The 21,085-nt window shown below is 60.1% G+C and carries 18 protein-coding genes; 7 read left to right on the top strand and 11 right to left on the bottom strand.

What is annotated here, in order from left to right; translation table 11 throughout:
- Nucleotides 1-3: 3 nt before the first annotated feature.
- Both I6E73_RS05320 and I6E73_RS05315 read left to right on the top strand, forming a co-directional pair.
- Nucleotides 4-1,332: an O-antigen ligase gene (locus I6E73_RS05320; RefSeq protein ID WP_197123662.1), complete on the top strand. Its 1,329-nt coding sequence runs from the start codon at nt 4-6 to the stop codon at nt 1,330-1,332.
- Entirely contained in the window at nt 1,329-2,630 is a 1,302-nt protein-coding gene (locus I6E73_RS05315; RefSeq protein WP_197123660.1) for an O-antigen ligase family protein, read from the top strand. The genes I6E73_RS05320 and I6E73_RS05315 overlap by 4 nt, the downstream gene beginning before the upstream one ends.
- On the opposite strand, the gene galE is transcribed toward I6E73_RS05315, so the two are convergent.
- The 5 genes from galE to I6E73_RS05290 form a co-directional block, all read right to left on the bottom strand.
- On the bottom strand, nt 2,627-3,604 hold the full coding sequence (gene galE / locus I6E73_RS05310) for a UDP-glucose 4-epimerase GalE (RefSeq protein ID WP_231600564.1): 978 nt from the start codon (nt 3,602-3,604) through the stop codon (nt 2,627-2,629). The genes I6E73_RS05315 and galE overlap by 4 nt on opposite strands.
- Before the next feature lie 79 nt (nt 3,605-3,683).
- On the bottom strand, nt 3,684-5,369 hold the full coding sequence (locus I6E73_RS05305) for a cell wall-binding repeat-containing protein (protein WP_197123658.1): 1,686 nt from the start codon (nt 5,367-5,369) through the stop codon (nt 3,684-3,686).
- Nucleotides 5,370-5,526: 157 nt separating this feature from the next.
- Nucleotides 5,527-6,681: a glycosyltransferase gene (locus I6E73_RS05300; protein ID WP_197123656.1), complete on the bottom strand. Its 1,155-nt coding sequence runs from the start codon at nt 6,679-6,681 to the stop codon at nt 5,527-5,529.
- 146 nt (nt 6,682-6,827) lie between these two features.
- Nucleotides 6,828-8,057 (bottom strand): glycosyltransferase, encoded by a 1,230-nt coding sequence (locus I6E73_RS05295; protein WP_197123654.1) that lies wholly within the window; start codon nt 8,055-8,057, stop codon nt 6,828-6,830.
- Nucleotides 8,054-9,154, bottom strand: coding sequence for a hypothetical protein (locus I6E73_RS05290; protein ID WP_307784231.1), 1,101 nt, complete (start codon nt 9,152-9,154; stop codon nt 8,054-8,056). Before I6E73_RS05290 ends, I6E73_RS05295 begins: the two co-directional genes overlap by 4 nt.
- A 79-nt stretch (nt 9,155-9,233) precedes the next feature.
- Between I6E73_RS05290 and I6E73_RS05285 the strand changes: the two genes are divergently transcribed.
- Both I6E73_RS05285 and I6E73_RS05280 read left to right on the top strand, forming a co-directional pair.
- Complete coding sequence (locus I6E73_RS05285; RefSeq protein WP_197123650.1) at nt 9,234-10,556, top strand: glycosyltransferase; 1,323 nt, start codon at nt 9,234-9,236, stop codon at nt 10,554-10,556.
- Nucleotides 10,553-11,059 (top strand): hypothetical protein, encoded by a 507-nt coding sequence (locus I6E73_RS05280; RefSeq protein ID WP_197123648.1) that lies wholly within the window; start codon nt 10,553-10,555, stop codon nt 11,057-11,059. The genes I6E73_RS05285 and I6E73_RS05280 overlap by 4 nt, the downstream gene beginning before the upstream one ends.
- Nucleotides 11,060-11,074: 15 nt before the next feature.
- Here I6E73_RS05280 and I6E73_RS05275 read toward each other — a convergent pair whose 3' ends face one another.
- The 5 genes from I6E73_RS05275 to I6E73_RS05255 are packed head-to-tail and all read right to left on the bottom strand — an operon-like array spanning nt 11,075 to nt 16,792.
- The gene (locus I6E73_RS05275) at nt 11,075-12,853 is read right to left on the bottom strand and encodes an ABC transporter ATP-binding protein (RefSeq protein ID WP_197123646.1); all 1,779 of its coding nucleotides are present in this window, start codon (nt 12,851-12,853) and stop codon (nt 11,075-11,077) included.
- On the bottom strand, nt 12,850-14,097 hold the full coding sequence (locus tag I6E73_RS05270) for a glycosyltransferase family 4 protein (protein ID WP_197123644.1): 1,248 nt from the start codon (nt 14,095-14,097) through the stop codon (nt 12,850-12,852). The genes I6E73_RS05275 and I6E73_RS05270 overlap by 4 nt, the downstream gene beginning before the upstream one ends.
- A gap of 3 nt (nt 14,098-14,100) precedes the next feature.
- On the bottom strand, nt 14,101-15,087 hold the full coding sequence (locus tag I6E73_RS05265) for a Gfo/Idh/MocA family protein (RefSeq protein ID WP_197123642.1): 987 nt from the start codon (nt 15,085-15,087) through the stop codon (nt 14,101-14,103).
- Nucleotides 15,087-16,187 carry a DegT/DnrJ/EryC1/StrS aminotransferase family protein gene (locus tag I6E73_RS05260; protein ID WP_197123640.1) on the bottom strand — a complete coding sequence of 367 codons (1,101 nt, stop codon included), beginning with the start codon at nt 16,185-16,187 and terminating at the stop codon, nt 15,087-15,089. Before I6E73_RS05260 ends, I6E73_RS05265 begins: the two co-directional genes overlap by 1 nt.
- Entirely contained in the window at nt 16,184-16,792 is a 609-nt protein-coding gene (locus I6E73_RS05255) for an acyltransferase (protein ID WP_307784230.1), read from the bottom strand. The genes I6E73_RS05260 and I6E73_RS05255 overlap by 4 nt, the downstream gene beginning before the upstream one ends.
- Nucleotides 16,793-16,866: 74 nt before the next feature.
- Between I6E73_RS05255 and I6E73_RS05250 the strand changes: the two genes are divergently transcribed.
- The 3 genes from I6E73_RS05250 to I6E73_RS05240 all read left to right on the top strand — a co-directional run bounded on the left by I6E73_RS05250 (nt 16,867) and on the right by I6E73_RS05240 (nt 19,318).
- Entirely contained in the window at nt 16,867-17,574 is a 708-nt protein-coding gene (locus I6E73_RS05250; protein WP_197123638.1) for a glycosyltransferase family 2 protein, read from the top strand.
- A 10-nt stretch (nt 17,575-17,584) separates the two neighbouring features.
- Nucleotides 17,585-17,950: a DUF2304 domain-containing protein gene (locus I6E73_RS05245; protein WP_197123636.1), complete on the top strand. Its 366-nt coding sequence runs from the start codon at nt 17,585-17,587 to the stop codon at nt 17,948-17,950.
- A 69-nt stretch (nt 17,951-18,019) separates the two neighbouring features.
- The gene (locus tag I6E73_RS05240; RefSeq protein ID WP_197123633.1) at nt 18,020-19,318 is read left to right on the top strand and encodes a nucleotide sugar dehydrogenase; all 1,299 of its coding nucleotides are present in this window, start codon (nt 18,020-18,022) and stop codon (nt 19,316-19,318) included.
- 166 nt (nt 19,319-19,484) lie between these two features.
- Here the strand turns inward: I6E73_RS05240 and I6E73_RS05235 are convergent, their stop codons facing one another.
- Nucleotides 19,485-21,074 carry a DUF2142 domain-containing protein gene (locus I6E73_RS05235; RefSeq protein WP_197123626.1) on the bottom strand — a complete coding sequence of 530 codons (1,590 nt, stop codon included), beginning with the start codon at nt 21,072-21,074 and terminating at the stop codon, nt 19,485-19,487.
- Between the last annotated feature and the right edge of the window lie 11 nt (nt 21,075-21,085).

Here is a 21,085-nt window from a genome sequence, read left to right as displayed (position 1 = left end):
GTCATGCGACTGATTGAGCACCCACGGGCGCGCGCCTGGTTTCTCACGCTGTCGCTACTGATCCTCTTTGGTGGGGACGCCTGGCGATACTCGGTGGGTTGGGTTGTCTGGGGCGCTGCCGCGGCCGGAATTGTTGTCACGTCTGTCGTGATTCTGGTTCAGGCTCGGCACCGCTGGAGCATCGGCGGACTGCCCTACCCCTTCGTCGTCTTCATGGCGCTCGCCACAGTGTCACTGGCATGGTCGCAATACCCGGCAGCGACAGCACTCGGCCTCGCAACGACCTGGATGACCGTGCTGGGGGCGCTCGCCCTCGCCATCAGTTTCAGCTGGCAAGAACTGCTCGACGGTCTCGCCCGCGTGCTGCGCATCCTGATTGCACTCTCGCTGCTGTTCGAGCTCATCATTGCGACGATCGTCCGAGGCCCTATCCTGCCGTGGACGGCCCAGCCAGCGGTGGCAGTGCCCGGCTACGACTCCATCCCCAAGATGCTCTACTGGTCGCGCAACGAACTGTTTGAGACCTTCGACTCTGGGCGCATCCAAGGCATCGTCGGCAACGCCAACCATCTGGGATTCTTGGCGCTGCTCGGCGTTATTGCCTTCTCGATCCAATGGGCAACCGGCAGTGTCAGCAAACGCTGGTCGATAACGTGGATCGCCCTCGCGGCGCTCACGCTGTTCTTCACCCGCTCGGCGACCGTAACCGTCGCGCTGGCAGCCGTCACCCTCACCGCTCTCGGACTTCTCATCATCCGCCGTCGCCGCACCGAACGCGCCCGACACCGCACCGCAGTTGGTTTCGTTGCGCTCGCCGTTGCCGCAGCGGCAACCGCATTCGCCCTCCGTGACACAATTTTCGGGTTGCTCGGCAAGAGCAGTGACCTTACCGGGCGTGCCGAAATTTGGCAGACCGTCATTGGGCTCGCTCAGCAGCGTCCAGCCTTCGGGTGGGGCTGGATCAGTTTCTGGATGCCGTGGGTCGAACCGTTCAAGGACCGCGTCATCCGCAACGGTGTCGTGCAGCTTCAAGCGCACGACACCTGGCTTGATGTGTGGCTGCAACTCGGGATCGTCGGAGTCGTCGTGTTCGCCGTGTTTGTTGCGTCAACACTCGTGCGGGCATGGTTCACCGCGATCGACCCACCCCAGAAGGCGGCCGCTGGCGTTGAGCCTTACTCGCCGCTATCGCTTCTGCCTATTCTCGTGATGGTGGCGCTTGTTGTGCAGAGCATCCCCGAAAGCAGGCTCATCGGCGAGTATGCTCTCGCACTGCTGGTGATTATTGCGGTCAAGACCAAACGGCCCGATTGGATGGTGCGCTCATCATGATTCAGCCTCCCCCGCGCTATCGAGTCGCCATCGACACCGGTGCCGCCATCCTCGGATCCCCCCGCGTCTCCTCAGTGCTCGCCACCGCGAGCGTGGGAACCGCGCTGTGTGCATTCGCTCTTCGCCAGACCATCGGCAATGCGGGACTCCTCGCTATCGTGCTGAGCCTTGTTGTACTTGTCGCCACGTCTCTTGCCGCCCAATGGCGCAATATCGGGTGGCGCGCGCTCGTTCCCATCTCGCTCATGGCGTTCACCGCTTGGGCCTGGCTATCTGTCTTCTGGAGTCAATACACGCTTGAGTCGATCGGTGCGGTGAGTTACATGCTCATCTTCACTGTGCTCGGCATCTACATCGCCTTGGTACGGGACACCATCCAGATCGTTCGGGCTTTTGGCGATGTCTTGAGGTTTGTTCTGGTGGTCTCCCTTGGGCTTGAAATTCTGACCGGGCTCGTGTTCGACACTTCCCTCCAAGCCCTCTCGATTGCCGGAAATCTGGGGACCACTGACCCCATCCAAGGAATCCTTGGATCGCGCAACCAACTCGGCATCATTGCCGTGATTGCACTCATTACGTTCGCGACAGAGTTGCGAACGAAATCCTTGCAACGCGGGTTCGCGATCGGCTCCCTCGTGCTCGCGAGCGTCGTTTTGCTGCTCTCGCAATCGCCCCTCGCTTTCGGGGTCGCGCTCGTCATCCTCGCGGCGAGCGCAGCGCTCTACGCGCTACGTCGCGTTCCTTCCGGCCGCCGGCGCTACTGGCAAATTGTGCTCATCGGATTCGTGGCGACCGTTGCGATTATCAGCTGGGTCTCGCGAGTTGCCATCGTCGCGTCCTTCGACGCCAGTGGCGACCTGACCTACCGACTGCGAGTCTGGCGACAGCTCTGGGATCTCGGAGAAGTCCACCGCCTCGAAGGCTGGGGTTGGATCGGTCCGTGGAATGACGAGCTTGCGCCGTTCACCGCGTTCGGCAACTTCGGTGGGCGTGTTCCCGACTCTGCCCACAACGCGTATCTCGACGTGTGGTTCCAGCTCGGCCTCGTGGGATTCCTGATCTTCTTAGGACTCCTCGGTCTGGCTTTTATGCGCTCGTGGTTGCTTGCCTCGCGCCGGCGCAGCATTGTCTTTGCTTGGCCGGCTCTTGTACTGCTTGCGCTCATCGTGAGCGCATTCGCAGAGAGCTCGCTGCTGATCGAGTTCGGTTGGCTCACCTTCGTCGTGTGCTGTGTCAAAGCAGCCCGTGAGCTCAGCTGGCGAAACGCCCTCGACACCAAGCCTCAGTCGGGGGTCTAGGAGCGCTGCGCGAGCGCTGCAAAGTACTGGCGCGACTCCCACGCTGATTCAACGATGTCGGCAACGCTCATCGTGGCGCTCCAGCCAGTGAGTTCCTTCATACGGTCCACTGCCCCCACGACCGCTGCTGGGTCGCCCCTGCGACGTTCGCGAACCTCCGCAATAAGGTCACTTCCACTCACCGCGAGAATCGCATCCACCATTTCGCGAACCGACGTTCCCACCCCCGTGCCGATGTTGAGCACTTCGTTGCCAGGTTCGTCGGGAAGGGCATCAAGAACCGCAAGATGGGCATCCGCGACATCACTCACGTGAACGTAATCACGAACGCACGTGCCATCGACTGTGTCATAGTCGTTCCCAAAAATGAGCGGAGATTTATGCGCAGCAATCTGCTCAAAACAAATCGGGATGAGGTTGAGCGTCTGGGTGTCCCCAAGCTCGGGACGGCCAGCACCGCCCACGTTGAAGTAGCGAAGACTGGCGGCGCGCAGGGGCCACGAGAGAGCGGATGCCGATATCAACTGTTCTGCAGCGAGCTTGGTCGCTCCGTAGGGGTTGATCGGGCGCGCTACCGCGTCTTCAGTGATGGTCCCGGAGGCTTCGCCGTAGACCGCGGCCGACGACGAAAAGACCAACTTGTGCACTTCGGCCTGCTGCATCGCCATCAACAGCTGAGCGACACTACCGACGTTTTGCTCGTAGTACCACGCAGGTTTTTCCACTGACTCGCCGACTTGCTTTTGCGCAGCAAAGTGGATGACCGCATCGATGCGGTGTTCACGCATCAAGCTCTCGAGCCGCGCCGACGAGCCGTTTGCCAAGTTGAAACTGACTACGGGAATCCCCGGAATACGGTCGGCAGACCCTGTCACGAGATCGTCAACGACAAGGACATAATCGCCACGATCAGCTAAGAGTCGCGAGGTGTGCGCCCCGATGTATCCTGCGCCGCCCGTAACCATTACTCTCATGTGGTCAAGTCTACGAGTGGAATTCACGAGCACGGCTCCTGTTCAGCGAAAGCATCCGCTGAACAGGCATGACTGTCTGTTAGGAACAGTTCTTGTAGCGCGCTACGTCCGAGGTCAGAACCCCAGTGCCTCCCAGAACGACCACCTTTGTGGCACCAAGATCGATGACCGCCTGCAGCGCTGCCTTAGGTACGCACGACGTTCCAACCACATACAGCGGAGCACCCTGCGCTCCCGCTGCCGCCGCGCCCGAGAGCGCATCTGGAAAATTCTTGCCCGTGGCAAAGTACACGGTGTCGGCTGCTTCGAAGCCCGATTCGTTGATCGCGGCCGAGGTAGCGTAGCGATCGGCGCCGCCATAGCGGGCGACATTACCTGCGCCGAACAATGAACCAAGTTGGCTTTGGATTCCCGCAGAAACAGCACCGGTGCCGCCTGCAATGGAGACGTTGGTCACGCCGAGGCTCGCGAGAAGTTCGAGCGTCGGGGCGTCAAGGGTGTCGGCGCTCCCCTTGACCAAGATCATGGGGCCGCCGGCGGCCGCCGCCGCCGGACCTGCGGAAAGAGCATCCGGGAATGTGCTGCCCGTTGCAATGAATGCGGTCGTGGTGGAACCCGCCGGGAACGTCGCGGCTGCGATCAATCTCGAAGTCTCATAGCGGTTACTGCCATAGACACGCGATACCGAGGGCGAGAGGGTTTGCAGGGTGGCAAACACGGAGTCTGAGACGATCGACGAACCGCCGAGAACAATAATCTCTTTGGGAGCCAAGCGCACAAGCTCATTCTTGATCGTGCTGGTCACCGAGTTCGTCGACACCAGTAACAGCGGAGCGTCCGACACTGCGGCCGCGCTCGACGCACTCAGCGCATCCGGGAACTGCGCGCCAGTAGCGATGTACACCTTGTCCACGCCGGTGTCGGGGTAGCTCTCGTTCACCAGCAGAGACGAGGTCTCATAGCGGTTCGCGCCACCGATACGGTCCACAGCGGCGGTGGGCTTGATATCGGTGGGATTGCCGAACCACGAGTAGTAGTAGTACCAGAAGTTGCGGTTTCCGTAGGAAGAGCAGTCATCGCCGAGACCGCCCAGATTAGCCAGCGCTGCCGAATTCGGAACGTAAGGGGTGTAGTTGTAGAGAGCCGCCGTCGCATAGTTGGTGACCTTGACCGACTTGCTGCCACACGAAGAATTGTTCGGGAAGTAGGCAATGGTGTGGGTGCCAGGCTGCTTGGCGAAATTCGCGGCTTTGTAGGCCTTGAACTGGCGAGTACCCGTAAAGACTTGGTACCCGAAGCCTTCGTAACTGCCGGAGCAGCCCGCCGGGGTATCGGGGCAACCGTAGCCGAGAGCGAAGTTGATGTTGTGGTACGTCGGGCTGGAATTAGTGATCAGCCCCTGCTCTTTTTGCAGGGTCACAAGGATCACCTTGGCACTGATGCCACACGCCACCTGGGCGCGATAAATCATCGTCGATGCCAGCAGGTTGCTGCCGCCCTTAATCTCCTCGCAAATGAGGTTTCCCGTGGTTTGCGAGACTTCTCGGTCACGAGTGCTGACCGTCTGACGGAGGGTCTTCAAGATCCCCGACTTCGAGTTGAGGAACGACTGAATCTCTGCTTCAGTCATCGCGTTTCCGTTGTAGAACTCGGCATCACTGATGATGTTTCCGGGGTCGAATTCGCTGCCGGAAATAGCAGATGCCTGCTGTGGCGCTGCCTGCGAGACCATGATTGTCGCGAGCAGCAGCGAAGCTAAGCCCATGCCAAGGGCTCGGAATGAGCCCCGCTTTACGTCAGATATTGCAACCAATTCAGTCCCCCTCGGACAACACACTTCAGATAACTCTAAACCAATAGTTGAAACCACGATATAGCCAGCGGTCCGCACAGGGCTCCCCCAAACGAGCGACAGCGGCGCTCTAAAGGGTGGGTTGCCCGAGAAACGAGGCGAGGATCCGGGAGCTCAGACGGCCATCGTGTAGCTCGCGCACAAACTCTGGTCCCGCGGCCGCGACAGGGAGATAGCGCTCTCGACGAGCTGCGATATCGCGAATTGTGTGCTCGAGCGAATCGGGCGTCGCCTCAACGGTGGGCAGTTCTCTAGACGACACCGCTCGCACGTGGTCCCTGACTTGGTCGTGCACATGCGATATCACCAGCCGACCAGCCGCCATCGCTTCGATCGCGGCCGTGCCGTAGTTTCCGATCCTGAACTGATCGATCACAATGTCCGCTTTGCCAATTTCTGCCGGCATTTCTGCCGCGGGAATACCTCGAACAACTCGGTAATCGACCACTCCTTCTTCGTGGAGTCGACGCATGGTTTCGTCAATCAAGTGGGTTCCCTTGACCGTATCTTTTGAGGGCGCGTGTACGACTCGAAGTACAGGATGTTGGAGCGGCGCGTCTGTTCGCACCCACCGCTCGATGTCAATGACAATCGGAAGCCACTGCGCCTCCGGCCAGTCAAGAAGCAGCTCGGGCGTTGAAACGAATACCGGAATGCCCGTCGAACTCAAGACCTGACGCGTCAGCATCGCCTTGCGCTCAAACTCAGGAATCAACGGCCACTCGACATCGTTGAACGGCGACCACTGATCGATTTTCTGGTGACGGCTCGGAAGACGTAGTTCCGTGCCGTGGCACAGGGCCGCGACCGCAACTCCTCCTGCTCGGAGAGCGCGTATTTCCTTTTCCGTCTCAGAATCGAACAGCGTTCCAAACATTGCGCGGTTTGCTTCGACGATCACGTGAGAAAAGTTGTTACTCACTGCCGCAAACTGCCGCTGCTGCCAGGAGCGAGAAAATCGAGTCACGTTCACCGGTACTGGGTTATCGACCGGGTACCCGAAATCCCCCGGTTTCACGTAGTGCATGCTGATCGCCGATACGTTCGGGAGCTTCTCCGCCGCACGAGCCCATTGAAAACCTTGACCCGCAAAGTTGACCGGGGCGATATAAAGGCGAATAGCAGTGTCCTTGGCCACGGGGGCGGCAGGAACGTCGGCAACGCTATAGCGGTAGTTTTTCGCACGCAGCCGAGCGCTCACTCGCTCCGGGAGCAACGCGATCATCGCCGCCACTGCTCTGGTTACAGCCTGCACTAGACGCATTCCCTTCGCCGTATCTCTTGCACAACACACGCGGCCTGACGCCAGCTCAGCATCTTTCGCCGAAGCCAGCCTAATGTTTTGTGTCGCCCGCAGAGTTAGTTACCCCGTTAGCGCTCGAGGAACTCTTCGAGCACTTTCGCGCTCAGCCGACCGTTGTGCACCGTGCGCACGAACTCCGGTCCTCGGCGTGCGCTCTCGAGCATCCGTTCAGGATCAGCCACAAGCGCGCGCATTTCTGCCTCGATCGCATCAGGCGAAATGTCGATGATGGGAAGCGTCAACCCCGTCGCGGCTGAGACGAATTCGCGCACTTGATCCGACACAAAAGAGACCACAACGCGCCCTGCTGCCATTGCCTCACAGGCGGCGACTCCATAGATCCCCAAGCTGAATTGATCAAGAACGATGTCCACCGACGTGTACACGGCGGGCATGCGGGCGGAAGGAACATTCTCCACGCGGACATAACGAATAAGCCCCTCGGCGTCGAGCTTCGCCATCACAGGATCGACAAGGTCTGACCCCTTCACGGCAGCCTTGCTCGGGGCATGTGCGACAACAGGAACGCCGCCATGAGACAACGCCGGTTCACCGACCTCCCACGCGGATGGGTCGACAACCACAGGAAGCCATTTTCCGTTCGGAACGTCCAGAGCCAGATCGGGGGTCGAATAGAAGATGGGCAAAGGTGACTCCGCAAGCCGCCGTTGGAGTTCGGATGCACGCTGTTGCAGTGCCGGGGTGAGCGACCATCGATCCCCGTGAAATGGCGACCATGTCATCCTTGCGGCATGACGGCTCGGCAAACGAATGTCGCTGCCGTGGAACAGCAACCCGACAGAAACACCGGCAGCGACCAGATCATCAATGTCCGCTGCCGCGGTGCGCTCGTGAGCATCGCCAAAGAGAGGCCGGTCAGATTCGACAAGCACGTGAGTGAACTGGGCCGGAACCGCCGCGCGCTGAGCCCGCTGCCAACGCCGTGACCACCGATAGGTGCCCAGAGGCACCGGCTCGCCACATCCAAACCCGAAATCGTGAGGCCCGACAACCGCCATATTTGTTGACACGCTACCGTCTACAAAGTTATTTACTGCGTGCGCCCAGGCCCATCCCTGGCCGGCTGAGTTTGCTGGTGCGATGAACAACCGCGCACGAGCATCCCGATCAACACTCGCGGGCTCAGGAATCTGGGATGCGTCATAGCGTTGAGATGCTGGCAATACTTTCAGCTGGACGGCGGGCGGCAAGGCCAACAACAGCCCAATGACGACCCGCTTCACGCCGATCTTGAGCCCGCGCATCAGTCGCCGGGCAATCCCGGGTGTAGAACTCACGTGGCCGTCGAATCCGTCAGCGCTGCACGGCGAACGATTGACCGCATCACTTCGCCATCGTGCTCGAAGCTCAGCTCTCTCGAGGCCGCGTCGACGCGCAACTTCATTTCTGCAATGTCATTCATCGTCAATGAACGAATGGATGCCACACAGTCGGCAACCTCAAAACCCAAGCTCACCACCCCTAGATCCTTGCTCTCGACCAGCTGTCGCATCTCGATGCTTGGTCCAACCGCAATCGCGAGTCTGGCCTGGACATAGTCAAAGAACTTATTCGGAAGGGTATAGCGCGCGTTGGTGTGTGTCGGGGGAATCCAGAACACGCCGATATCGAACGCGTTCAACACTCCGGGAAGTTCCGCTGGGGTCACCGGTGCATTGAAGCGCACGGAAGCTAGTCCCTCGGCTCGTGCCTTCAATTTGCGGAGATAGGCCCCTCCGTCACCACCAGCGACAAGGAACAGGTCTAACGAGTAGCCCTCCCCCAACTCGCGAGTGGTATCGATCATTGCTTCAAGATTCCGCCCGTGGATTGCTGCTCCGCTGTGAACCATGCGGATCGTCGTGGGATCTGCAGGTGACGGCGAAAGATCTCGCCAATGCGTTGAGTTGCGCACCACCGTGGGGCGGACGAGGTAGTCGCGCTCATAGAGACCCGCGATCGAGTCACACACTGTCGAAACAGCAGCTGAGCGGGTGAGATACGTGGCGCAGATATGACGCATCAACGGGGCAACAAGAAGTCGCCAGGACAGCACGTGAGTACGTTCCTCCGGCGCCCACTCATGGAGGTCAGCCCACACTGGAGCCCCGTGAGCAAGCGCGTGAGCAGCGGGGATCGCCCTCGCATCGTTCGCCACGATGAGGTCGAACCGTTCGGAGGCGAGAGCGCTGAGAGCAAATTGCACTGCGGGAGCGGCGAGTTCAGCTCGCGACCATTGGCGAAGCGCAAGGAGCGCGACTCCACCCACCGTCTGCGGAAGCGACGGCAGATTCGCGGGGATCTCCACGTGAGCCGCGGCATCTGAGGGCTGAGAGCCGTAGCCCACAGTCGTGACGTCGCCGAATTCAGCGAGCACTCCGAGCTGTCGCAACACGCGTGCGTCCCGTTCGATCGGAGAAAACGAAATGCAGAGAATCCGGAGCGGCGCCATAGTTCAATAGTAGGGTTCATGAGTGCCTAAACCTCACCTGCTCTACATTGCTTGGGGCTATCCCCCCGCTCGCGGCGCAGGAATGTACCGAGCACTCGCAACCGCCAACATGTATGCGCAAGCAGGATGGCGCGTCACCGTCCTCACCGCCACTCGCGAGACGTTCGAGTCGCTCACGGGCACTGACGAACTCGCCGAGAAGCAGATCCACCCGTCGATCTCAGTGATTCGGGTTCCCTTTGACCTCTCCCGCGGCGAGACCGACCTGTCACGTTGGGGTCGTCTCCGCGTCGAATCTCCACTGCTCTGGAGTTTTCTCACCGCACTTCGCGAACGAATCGCCTTCCCCGAGCCCCGCTATGGCTCCTGGCGCGGTCCGCTCGTTTCGGCTGCACGCGAGGTGCACCGCACGACGCCGGTAGATCTCGTCATCGGCACAGCAAACCCCAACGTCGATTTTCTTCCCGGCTATTACCTCCACAAAAGTTACGGCGTTCCTTTTGTCATGGACTACCGCGACACCTGGCACCTGGACATGTACCGAGGCTCGCGTATTGGCTCCCGTTTCTCTCGATCCGCTCGCTGGGAAAAGAAGCTAATCGCCAGTGCAAGCGAAGTGTGGTTTGTGAACAAGCCAATTCTCGACTGGCATGCGCGCGAGTTCCCCCCCGATGCCTCAAAGTTTCAGGTCGTCACCAACGGATTCGACCCCGAATTTCTGGCGGGGCAGATCGACCGACAGGCACCTCAGGGCAGCCTCACTTTTGGCTATCTAGGAACGATCTACGGCCCCATGCCGGTTCGGGAAACTCTCGAGGGATGGCGTCACGCGCGCTCGCGCTCTCCCCTCCTCGCCAATTCGACGCTGGAAATTCACGGCCGACTTGGCCACTATTCAGTTCCCAACGCAGAGATGCTCGAACTGATCGAGAGCTATGCCGCGGATGGTGTCCGCTACATGGGCATTGTGAGCAAGACGAACGTGGCTGAGGTCTATTCCCGCTTTGATGCGCTGCTACTTGTGCTGGGCCAGAGCACCTATATTTCGAGTGGCAAAGTTTATGAGTATGCCGGAACCGGTCTGCCCATCGCGTCGCTGCATCACCCAGAAACCGCGTCGACCACGGTTCTTCAGGACTACCCTCGGTGGGTGGCTGCCGCCGAGGTGTCAGCCGAGAGCTTTGCTACAGCCCTCATCGAACTGAGCGAGCTGGTTGTTAGCTCGGGACCGCAGGCGCAGTCCGAGGCGAAAGAGTCTGCCGTGCGTTTCGAGCGTCTCAAGCAACTCGAGCCCCGCATTTCGGAGTGGACCAACCGTGTTACGCCAGGGAGCATCCCCCGATGACCGCTTTAACAGTGCTCGTGCTGGTATCAAACGACGCCGAAGTTCTTGAGCGACTCGACAGCAACTATTCCGCAATGGGGTTGGTGGATGCACTTGCCGCCGCCGCGCAGCGAGAGGTGAGCCTCACGATCGCGACACGAGAGCCTGCGAAACACGCCACAAAGCCCTACGCCCAGAGTGCGACCATCCATTCGCTGCACAGCAATAAAGCGCCGTTTGCGGATCGTCTTCTGGCAGCGGTGAAGGCCCCCCAGCTTCGCGCCGCCCTCACCAGAACGCCACTCGGCCGACTCATAAACTCTCTGAGCCCCACCGATCCCTCGCGCGTTTTTGCGCGGGCCTACCGCCACACGCCGGTCACGGTCTCGCACAAGTTTGACCTTGTGATTGCCCTCGACGTGGCCGCGATCCGCACCGCCTGGCTGCTCAATAAGCGTCATCGCTCGGCCGGGGCCGTCTTTGGAGACGCCGCAGCTCTTACGTACCTGAGCGAAAAACGCTAGAACCCTCCCGGCGCGTTAGCTAATGCCAGCGAGAGCTGCTTGCTCTGCGAACTCCGGCACCTGAGCCACGAGTTCATCGAAGCTTCCCACAGCGACGATCCGACCATCACGCATGAAGCACACCTGGTCGTTGTCGCGGATCGTTGACAGGCGGTGCGCAACAGAAACAATCGTGATTTCGCCACGCAGCGATCGAATCGCGGCAGCAACATCCGACTCCGTTTTAGTGTCGAGCGCACTCGTTGCCTCATCGAGCACGAGAATCAGGGGATCGGCGTACAGAGCGCGAGCGATTCCGAGTCGTTGTCGTTGCCCACCAGACAGTGACATTCCTCGTTCGCCCACTGGCGAGTTCATGCCGTCGGGGCGAGACTCCACTGTTGTCCATAGTTGTGCGCGGCGAAGCGCACTCTCCACGCGCTCGGGGTCAAACGCGGTGTTCCAGACGAGCGCGACGTTCTGAGCAATCGAACCCTCAAAAATCGCTACATCCTGTGGCACATAACCAACGCGTGCCCGCCACGAAGCGAGTACATTTTCCAGCGGTTCGCCATCGAGCTCAATGGAACCGTCCGAGGGAACCAGAAGCCCCAGAAGGATGTCGACCAGCGTGCTCTTACCCGCTCCGGATGATCCGACCAGACCCAGTGTGCTGCCCATCGGAATCGTCAAATTGACTTCGTCGATCGCCGGCAGCGTTGAGCCGTCATAGGTAAAGCTGACGTTCTCAAGCTCGAGCGAGCGAGGTGACTCCCCGATCGGGTCGTGCCCAATTGTCTCCGCACGCTCGATGTAGACGCGCGACTGGTAAATGTCGTCGATGACTGCCTGCACGTGCGGCGAGCTCGCGTGAGTAACGGTGAGAACCGACTGAAAACCAGTGAGAGCCGGCACTAGCCGGAAGCCTGCAACGCCAAAAATTGCAACCGCTGCGAGTGCGTCGGGAAGGCCGCCACCGATATAGGCGAACCCTCCGACCAGTAAGAATCCACCGATCAGAGCCGCATCCAAGACAAACTTCGGCACGGCGGACAAGAAGTTGATGTTCGCACGGGCTCTCGTGGTGTGAATACGATTCGAGTGAACGACTTCTGCCACTTCGGAGGCCTTGTTGCGGAGCGTGATCTCTTTGAGAGCTGACACCATGTCGGTCATCAGAGTCGCGACGGCGAACGAGTAGTCGCGGTTCGCCCGCCCCGCCTGAACTGACTTGCGCGAGACGACGGCAGCAAGCAGCACAGCCATCCCGCCGAGGTACACGACAGTGATGAGAGCCGTAGCAGGCTGCGCAATGACGAGAACCGCAAAAATGGACACCGCCGTTATCACGAGCGTCGGCATCGTCATGGCAGGCAGCAGGAACGAAGAAATCGTGTTCGCGATTCCGACATCGGCCAAGCGAACCAACTGTGCGGTGCTGCGCTTCAGACGGTCAGACCAGGGCGCCCGAATGTAGGCGTTGAAGAGTTTGTCGCCAATTTCAAGTTCGTACGAGGCAAAGCGGCGGGTGGCGACCCACTGAAGGCTGATGCTCAAGATCGACTTCGTGATGATGAGCAGGGAGACCGTCAGCACGATCCAGACATAGCTTTCGGTGGGAACCGCGCCAATGAGGGGAAGCTGTACTGGCAGGTTCGCCACCATCGAACTCAGCGAGATAGCGAGGAGGCCGAGGGCCGCGATGTCGAGGATTGCCAACGACGTTGATGCCACAATGTAGCCCCACAAGAATCGCTGGGCGCGGTCGGGCAGAAGCGGGACGAGTTCCCGAAGCGTCTTCAGTATCAATCTCATGGTGTGGTGTTCCTTGCTGGAGGCTCATCGCTCGCGCGTGAGTCAAACGTATTGTCAATAATGAACTGTGCACCTGCGTGCGCGATTGATGTAATAGAAACTGCCTGTGCGGCGCGAGCAGCCAGAGCCGCGCGATCTAAAGTCGTGCGTTCGGCGTCGAGGGCTGCGGTCATTGCCGCGGCAACGTCAGCCGCGTCATAGCCACAAACCCAACCGGCATCGAGATCAGAAACGAATTGCGCAGCCGGGCCCGCTCCCGCAAAGACTGCGGGAGTACCGCACGCAACCGAGGCGTAGAGCTTGGTCGGGAAGGCGAGGTCATACCCGACTCCCGGCTTCACGCTGGCGAGCGACGCTACCGCCGAGCGCAACATCTCCGCGACCCGTGCAGGAGGAACCCTAGGGAGAAATTCAACAGCGTCATCGCCCAGCTCCTTGCCGAGGCGCTCAAGCTCTGAACGATCAGAACCCTGGCCGACGAAAATGATGCGCGCGTTCGGATATGTCTCACGCACAGAACTCAACGCATCAACAAAAATGGTGGCGCCGTGCACCTCAGAAGCCGTTCCCGCATACAGAAAATACGGCGAATCATCGGCGTACGCAGCGCCCTCGTGAGCGAACAACTCAGTGTCGACACCGTTGCCCACCTCGAACACTCGCGTCGAGATTCCGAGCTCTTTGAGCCTGACAGTGACGGTCGATGAGACGGAGAGCACTCCGCGAGCGCCGCGAAGCGCCCAGCCCTCTACCGCACGGACGACGCGCACCACCATGCTGCTCGCTACCGTTGTTGAGGCATCCGCCCAAATATCGGCCGCATAGTAGAAATAGGGAATTCTTCGGATCGCGCACACAACGCGAACCACCGCCGCTGTCGTCGGTGGAGGTTCGACGACTACCGCGTCTATTCCGCGCGCGAAAAGCAAGCGGAAAATGAGTGGAATATCGAAGCTCAGATACTGCAAGTATCCCCGGACGTATCCGTCGCGATTGCGCAACACAGGGAACCGGCGAACGATGACCCTCTGATCGACGGCATCCGTCGCGTCATTAGTCTCAGGGGTGAACGTAGACGTAATCACTACGGTGCGAGTGCCGGCCCGCGACAACGCATTGGCCAATGCCGTGAGCCGAAAGGATGCCGCCGCCGGCTCTGGAGCAAAAATTCGCGACGCAATCGCGACGGTGCCTGTCGTGCTCAGCACTCCCCCATCACGCTGCACGGTGGACTTCGGATCCATCGTTCAAAAGCTCACGGACTGTCCCGTTCGAGCGGACTCGATAACGCCCTCAACGACAGCGAGAGTGCGCTGGCCCTGCTGCATGGTGACAATCTCGCTCGGCAAACCTAGAACAGCATCCCGGAATGCTTCATGCTCAACGCGAAGGGGCTCTCGTTTCGGGAACGCGAACCGGGTGACGTCGCCTTCGCTTACGCCTCTAAACGCAGTGACAGACTCCCACTCAAGCGGGAAGGTGCCGTTGGCGAACAGAGTGAGATCGCCCGTAGAGGTATCGGCCACAAACGTGCCGGTCTCTCCGGTGACGATCGTGATACGTTCCTTCATCGGGCTGAGCCAGTTCACCACGTGGTTGACGATGATGCCATTGGCTAGGCGCCCCGACGCGATGATCATGTCTTCGTACTCACGCCCGCTCTTGAGAGCGGTCTGCGCAAAGACGGTGGCATACGTGCTCTGTGCGACCCAAGCGGTGAGATCAATGTCATGCGAACCGAGGTCTTTGCCGACCCCAACGTCCGCGATGCGCGACGGGAACGGTCCCTGTCGGCGCGTAGCAATCTGGAATACCTCGCCCAGGTCGCCCGCTTCGATTCGCTTGCGCAGCTGCTGGAGTGCCGGGTTGAAACGCTCAATGTGTCCGACTGCACCGACAAGGCCGGCAGCTTCGAACGCTTCCACCATGCGCTGCCCAGCTTCGACAGTCTCGGCAATTGGCTTCTCCACGAGGGTGTGAACACCGGCGGCGGCAAGCTTGAGCGCTGCGTCCTCATGGAAACGCGTGGGTACGGCAACGACTGCGATGTCGAGTCCTGCTGCGATAAGCGACTCGATGTCGGGCAGTACCGTCAGGTCACCCGCTACTCCGTGTGGGTCGCCTCCTGGGTCAGCAATCGCCACAAGCTCCACGCCGTCTATCTCTCGAAGAACGCGGGCATGGTGTCGCCCCATCATGCCGACGCCGAGCAGCCCGGCCCGTAGCGCGGCCATTAGCTTCCTGCCTGAGCGAGGGAGTTAACCGCCGTTACGATGCGCTCGAGGTCATCCTGCGAGAGCGAGGGATGAACCGGGAGCGAGAGCACTTCTTGAGCGGCCTTCTCTGTTTGCGGCAAGTCAAGATCGGGTGCGAACTGCGTGAGCGAGGGAAGCCTGTGGTTCGGAATCGGATAGTAAATACCGGAGCCCACCGCAAATTCTTCCCGCAGCGCTTTGGCGAAATTATCGCGGTCGCTCTCGACCCGAATTGTGTACTGGTGGTACACGTGGACGGCGTCGTCAGCAACAGGAGGTACGACAACCCCGCGGAGGTTTTCGTTGAAGAACGCAGCATTCGATTGCCGTGTCGCTGTCCAGGCGTCCACCTTCGTGAGCTGGACACGTCCGATGGCGGCATGGATGTCGGTCATTCGAGCGTTGAAGCCGATGACTTCGTTCTCGTACTGGCGTTCCATACCCTGGTTGCGCAACAGCTTCGTGGCGCGAACGATTTCGGGAGAATCACACGCGACCATTCCGCCCTCTCCGCTCGTCATGTTCTTCGTCGGATACAGGCTGAACATGCCAAAGGTTCCGAACGTGCCAACCTTGCGACCGCCGAGCGAGGCTCCGTGAGCCTGAGCAGCATCCTCAAAAATCATCAGGTCATGCTTCTTGGCGATTGCCACAAGTTCGTTCATGACGGCGGGATGCCCATAGAGGTGTACGGGCATTATCGCGCGGGTGCGCGGCGTAATCGCCGCTTCGACCGCTGCGGGGTCAATGCTGAAATAGTCGGGTTCGATATCGACAAACACGGGAGTCGCACCCGTGAGCGCCACAGAGTTCGCCGTCGCTGCGAACGTAAAGGAGGGAACGATAACTTCGTCACCGGGGCCGATACCGGCAGCAAGCTGGCCGAGGTGTTGGCCCGCGGTGCCAGAGTTGACAGCGACACACTGGCGTCCCTCGACGAAGTGCTCGCCAAACTCTTGCTCGAAAGTGGCCACCTCTGGCCCTTGGGCGATCATGCCACTGCGCATTACCCGGTCGACAGCTGCTCGCTCGTCGTCGCCAATGATTGGTTTCGCTGCGGGGATGAGTTCTAGGCTCATGCGTCCACTTCCTCTCTCAAAACTCCGTCAATCTCGATGTACTTCTCGCCGGTCTGCGGGCATACCCAGCCCGACTCCGACTCGACGAGACGCAAGCCTGACTTGCCGACCCAGCCGATGCGCCGCGCGGGCACTCCTGCCATAAGGGCGAAGGCAGGCACGTCTTTAGTGACGATTGCTCCTGCTGCCACGGTTGCCCATCGGCCGATCTCGACGGGCGCAACGCACACTGCTCGAGCGCCGATAGCGGCTCCCGTTCTGATCGTGACGCCCACCGGTGTCCAGTCGTGGGCGCTCTTGATCGAGCCGTCAGGGGAAATCGCTCGCGGATAGGTGTCATTGGTTAGTACAACGGCTGGCCCGATAAAGACACCGGCTTCGAGAATCGCGGGCTCGTAGACCAGCGCGTAGTTCTGCACCTTGCAATTGTCGCCAAGAACAACACCGGAACCGATGTATGCGCCGCGGCCAATAATGCACTGAGAACCGAGCACGGCGTTCTCCCGAACCTGGGCCAGATGCCACACAGAGCTTCCCGGACCAATTTGCGCCGTAGCTGCTACATCTGCCGAGGGGTCAACCTTCGCATCTGACAATTCATCCACAGGAAATGTGACTCCAAAAATTGCGGCGGGAATGCCGAACTCCAAGGTTATCGCGTTCTGACAGAATGGACGCTATGCATACCGAATCAAGCAACGAGGCCTCGCAGTCTGGACTCGACACCTCGACTTGGATCGTTATCCCCCTCTACAACGAAGCCTCAGTGATTGGCGGCGTCGTCTCCGAGCTTCGAGGCCACTTTGCCAACATTGTGTGCGTCGATGACGGCAGCACCGATGGTTCGGCGCACGCCGCCGCCGCCGCCGGAGCACGAGTCATCTCCCACCCGCTGAATCTCGGACAGGGTGCCGCTCTTCAGACCGCCATTTCCTACGCCGTGGCACAGCCCGGCTGCGAACACATCATCACCTTCGATGCCGACGGCCAACACCGGATTATTGACGCGCTCCAGATGCTGGAGCGGGCTCGCACAGAGAAGCTCGACATTGTGTTCGGATCCCGTTTTCTCGACGACCGCACCAATCCCGGCATCTTGAAGCGCATCGTTCTCAAAACTGCGGTCGGCGTCACCAACGTGACGACCGGGCTGAAACTCACCGATGCGCACAACGGACTTCGGGTGTTGAGCCTCGAAGCGGCATCCCGCCTCACTCTTCAACAAGACCGCATGGCCCACGCGACAGAGATCGTGCTGCAACTGGGTCGAACCGGGTTGCCCTGGGGCGAGAGCCCTGTCGAAGTGCTTTACACGGATTACTCCAAAGCAAAAGGACAGTCGCTTCTCAACTCGATCAATATTCTTTTCGATCTCGTAGTGAACTAGGGATACGCGCATGCTCATTCAAATCATTCTGATCGTTGCGTTATTGGCGATCGCCTTCTACCTCATTCGGGCGACACCCAGCGCACGTCACCTCGCTGTTCGGCGCATGCTGGTGTTCCTTGCCGTGATCGGCGGGGTCGTCGTCATCCTTTCCCCCGGCTTGCTGACCGCAGTGGCCAATGCCGTAGGCATCGGCCGCGGTACGGACCTGTTGCTCTACGGCTTCATCGTGGCGTTCCTGCTCTACGTGGTCACTGATTTCAAGCGTTCAACTCAACTCAGCCGGGCTAACACTCAACTTGCTCGCCAGCTCGCTCTCGCTGAGGCTCGCCTGCAGGATGAGATCTCTCGGCAGGGTTCCAATTCCGACGACTAAAGTCGTTTACTGATCCACTTCGGTGCGCACGAATCGCGGACCACTTTCAATCAAAGGACTCGTTCTCTCGTGAAAATCGCAGTTGTTGCTCTCGGTAAGATCGGCCTCCCTTTGGCTGTTCAATTCGCTTCGAAGGGCCACGACGTTGTTGGCGTTGACATCAACGCCGCATTCGTCGACCTCGTCAATAAAGGCATCGAGCCGTTCCCCGGCGAAGCACACCTGCAAGAGAAGCTGAGCGAACTCGTTCCCGCAGGCAAACTGCGTGCCACGACTGACTACGCCGACGCTATTCCCGGCGCGGATGCTGTCGTTCTGGTTGTCCCGCTGTTCGTCGACAAAGACGCTAAGCCTGACTTCGGCTGGATGGATGTCGCCACGCGCTCCCTTGGCGAGCACCTCACTGCTGGCACTCTCGTGTCTTACGAGACCACGCTGCCGGTTGGCACGACCCGCAACCGGTGGAAGCCGCTGCTCGAAGAAGTCTCTGGCCTTACCGAGGGCAAAGACTTCCACCTCGTCTTCTCGCCCGAACGTGTTCTCACCGGTCGAGTCTTCGAGGACCTGCGCAAATACCCCAAGCTCATTGGTGGTCTCTCCGTTGAAGGTGCCAAGCAGGCGACCGCGTTCTACAACGAAGTACTCGACTTTGACGAGCGCCCCGACCTCGCACGCGAAAACGGCGTCTGGGATCTTGGTTCGGCCGAAGCATCCGAACTCGCCAAGCTCGCCGAAACGACGTACCGCGACGTCAACATCGGGCTCGCCAACCAGTTCGCTCGATTCGCCGGCAAGAACGGCATCGATGTCTATGCGGTCATTGAGGCTACGAACTCACAGCCGTTCAGCCACATTCACCAGCCCGGCATCGCCGTTGGTGGCCACTGCATCCCCGTCTACCCTCGCCTGTATCTGTGGAACGACCCCGACGCCACCATCGTGCGTGCTGCGCGCGAAGCAAACGCAGGGATGCCCGACTACACGATCGGTCTGCTCGAGGGCGCCCACGGCGACCTCGCGGGAGAACGCGTCGTCGTGCTCGGAGCCGCCTACCGCGGAGAAGTGAAGGAGACCGCGTTCTCCGGAGTCTTCGCCGCCGTTGATGCGCTCACGTCGCGCGGAGCAACAGTGCTCGTGCATGACCCGCTCTACACCGACGAAGAACTCACGAAGCTCGGCTTCACTCCGTACCGCTACGGAGACCCGGTGGACGCTGCCGTCGTGCAGGCCGACCACCACGAGTACCGCAGCCTGAATGCAGAACAGCTGCCCGGGATCCGCACCTTTGTTGACGGTCGCCGCGTAAGCAGCGCCGAACAGTGGCCAGGAGTGACCTACCGCATCATCGGTAGTGGGTCGTCCGACTAGTTCGTCGACTGCGGGGCTCCCTAGGCGGGCCGCTTCGGCGTAGTGCTCTGCTGCATTCCTAGCGTCGTCACGCTGCCGGGATAAGCTCGCGACTCCGAATTCTTATCTTCGTGCTCTCCGCCGTGCTGCGCGGCAATTGATCGACGCGCAGCAAGCGGTGCGAACGCTAGACCGCGGTCGCAACCGGCTTCGCCTGCTCCGATTGTGGTTCTAACTCCACCGTCCGAATGGCCGCAGCACGCGCCATTTCCCGCGCCACAATAATGACCATGCCGGCGAAAGCGAGTGAGCCAACACCCCACACCACCATGGGGGCTGGAGCGCCAGACCAGAACCATTCGGCGCCCGCGTTGAGGTTCCACCCCGGCACGTCGTTGCCGGTGACGTAGCGACGCATGTTCATGTGCAACGCGACCAGGTTTGCCGCGCTCAGCGCGATGACTACGGCGACAGTCTGCACTCGTCCGAGCTGGAACCGTTTGGCCCCGGCCTCAAGAACCAACAGCCCGCCCATAATCACCATGATCGGCAAGATATAGCGGGGCTGAACCTGTTCTCCGACTTTGTCGCCGCCCTGAGTGAGCACATAGGTCGGCAGTAACCAGAGCACGAAACCCACGCCGGCTACGGCGAAAATCTTTCGACCGTTCAAGACAGACAGCCCGACGAAACCCACGCCGATGAACGCGGAGAGTGCGAGGAAGGTGACAGACTCCGGAATGGGCGTATCGAGCCAGCCCAGCGCCCAGCCACCAAATGCCCCTACCCATAGCGAAGGGACGTTGAGGAAGTTGTACGCGAGCAGCCCGAATCCGGCAAGGTTCGCTGCAGCACCGGCGGCCTGTTCCGTTGAGGCGGGAACGGCATCCTGACTGCTGAAGCCACTAATTCCACTCGCTGTCTGACGCGCGCTCAGGAAGTACGCGGCCGAGACGCCGATCATGATCAGCGGGAGAATCGCGAGCGTCCAGAAGCGTCGCGAATTTTCGAAAGCGATGATCGCGGCGACACCGATGCCTCCGACGACATACAGGGCTGAATCTCCCCGGGAACCAGCCGCCATGAACACTGCGAGCACGAACAGCGCGCCTAGAGCAATGCGTTTGGCGCGGTGGGGGGTTTCAAAATAGCCGAGTAGAGCAAGCCACGCACTGCCGACGCCGGCAACAGCCCAGCCGCTTGGGTTATTTGAGGCAAGCAAAAAGAGGCCGAGGGGAACCGTTGTCAGTAGCCACCCCCACACCAGAGCCGGGCGCCGGGAGACAGGCAAGAGGACGTAGAGAGCCGAAGTGAGTGCAACGAAGAGAGCAACGTTGAACAAGCGCATAGCCATCACTGACGCGAGCACATCTTCGCCTACGAAATTGCTCATCACCGCGTAGTAGAGCGGCGGGTAGGCTCCCACAAAGTTGCCACGGTTGGTTTCAGCGAGTTTGCTGTCGGTGTAATCCAGTCGTGACTGGCAAGCCGCACTCTCATCGCTGTAAAACGCGTAGCAGGGCGATTGCAGCACGGCAGAAGGAACCAACCGAGTTTTGGATGATTCGCCAGGTTGGCACACTGCGGAGTCACCAGTAGCGCACCAAATACTGACGAGATGGTAGTCGTCGTCGGGGGCAGCGCCCATCGGCGAGGCAAAGGCCCACGCCGAAAGTGCAAGCAACGCCAACACCGGTGCCAAGTAGATCAGGCGGAAGCCTCGCAGAAAGCGGGTTCGCGCGGACGCATCAATAGGTGCAGAGCGGCCGGGTCCCATCCGTACAGGCT

The sequence above is a fragment of the Salinibacterium sp. SWN248 genome (assembly GCF_015864575.1).
Classification (GTDB): domain Bacteria; phylum Actinomycetota; class Actinomycetes; order Actinomycetales; family Microbacteriaceae; genus Rhodoglobus.
Note: the sequence above shows the minus strand (reverse complement) of the source record. Positions and strands in the feature narration are given on the sequence as shown.

What these genes read in the sequence shown, in the direction of transcription:
- I6E73_RS05320 (WP_197123662.1), top strand. Translation starts at nt 4, where the DNA reads ATGCGACTGATTGAGCACCCACGGGCGCGCGCCTGGTTTCTCACGCTG.
- I6E73_RS05315 (WP_197123660.1), top strand. Translation starts at nt 1,329, where the DNA reads ATGATTCAGCCTCCCCCGCGCTATCGAGTCGCCATCGACACCGGTGCC.
- galE (WP_231600564.1), bottom strand. Translation starts at nt 3,604, where the DNA reads ATGAGAGTAATGGTTACGGGCGGCGCAGGATACATCGGGGCGCACACC.
- I6E73_RS05305 (WP_197123658.1), bottom strand. Translation starts at nt 5,369, where the DNA reads ATGGGCTTAGCTTCGCTGCTGCTCGCGACAATCATGGTCTCGCAGGCA.
- I6E73_RS05300 (WP_197123656.1), bottom strand. Translation starts at nt 6,681, where the DNA reads ATGATCGCGTTGCTCCCGGAGCGAGTGAGCGCTCGGCTGCGTGCGAAA.
- I6E73_RS05280 (WP_197123648.1), top strand. Translation starts at nt 10,553, where the DNA reads ATGACCGCTTTAACAGTGCTCGTGCTGGTATCAAACGACGCCGAAGTT.
- I6E73_RS05275 (WP_197123646.1), bottom strand. Translation starts at nt 12,853, where the DNA reads ATGAGATTGATACTGAAGACGCTTCGGGAACTCGTCCCGCTTCTGCCC.
- I6E73_RS05270 (WP_197123644.1), bottom strand. Translation starts at nt 14,097, where the DNA reads ATGGATCCGAAGTCCACCGTGCAGCGTGATGGGGGAGTGCTGAGCACG.
- I6E73_RS05265 (WP_197123642.1), bottom strand. Translation starts at nt 15,087, where the DNA reads ATGGCCGCGCTACGGGCCGGGCTGCTCGGCGTCGGCATGATGGGGCGA.
- I6E73_RS05260 (WP_197123640.1), bottom strand. Translation starts at nt 16,187, where the DNA reads ATGAGCCTAGAACTCATCCCCGCAGCGAAACCAATCATTGGCGACGAC.
- I6E73_RS05250 (WP_197123638.1), top strand. Translation starts at nt 16,867, where the DNA reads ATGCATACCGAATCAAGCAACGAGGCCTCGCAGTCTGGACTCGACACC.
- I6E73_RS05245 (WP_197123636.1), top strand. Translation starts at nt 17,585, where the DNA reads ATGCTCATTCAAATCATTCTGATCGTTGCGTTATTGGCGATCGCCTTC.
- I6E73_RS05235 (WP_197123626.1), bottom strand. Translation starts at nt 21,074, where the DNA reads ATGGGACCCGGCCGCTCTGCACCTATTGATGCGTCCGCGCGAACCCGC.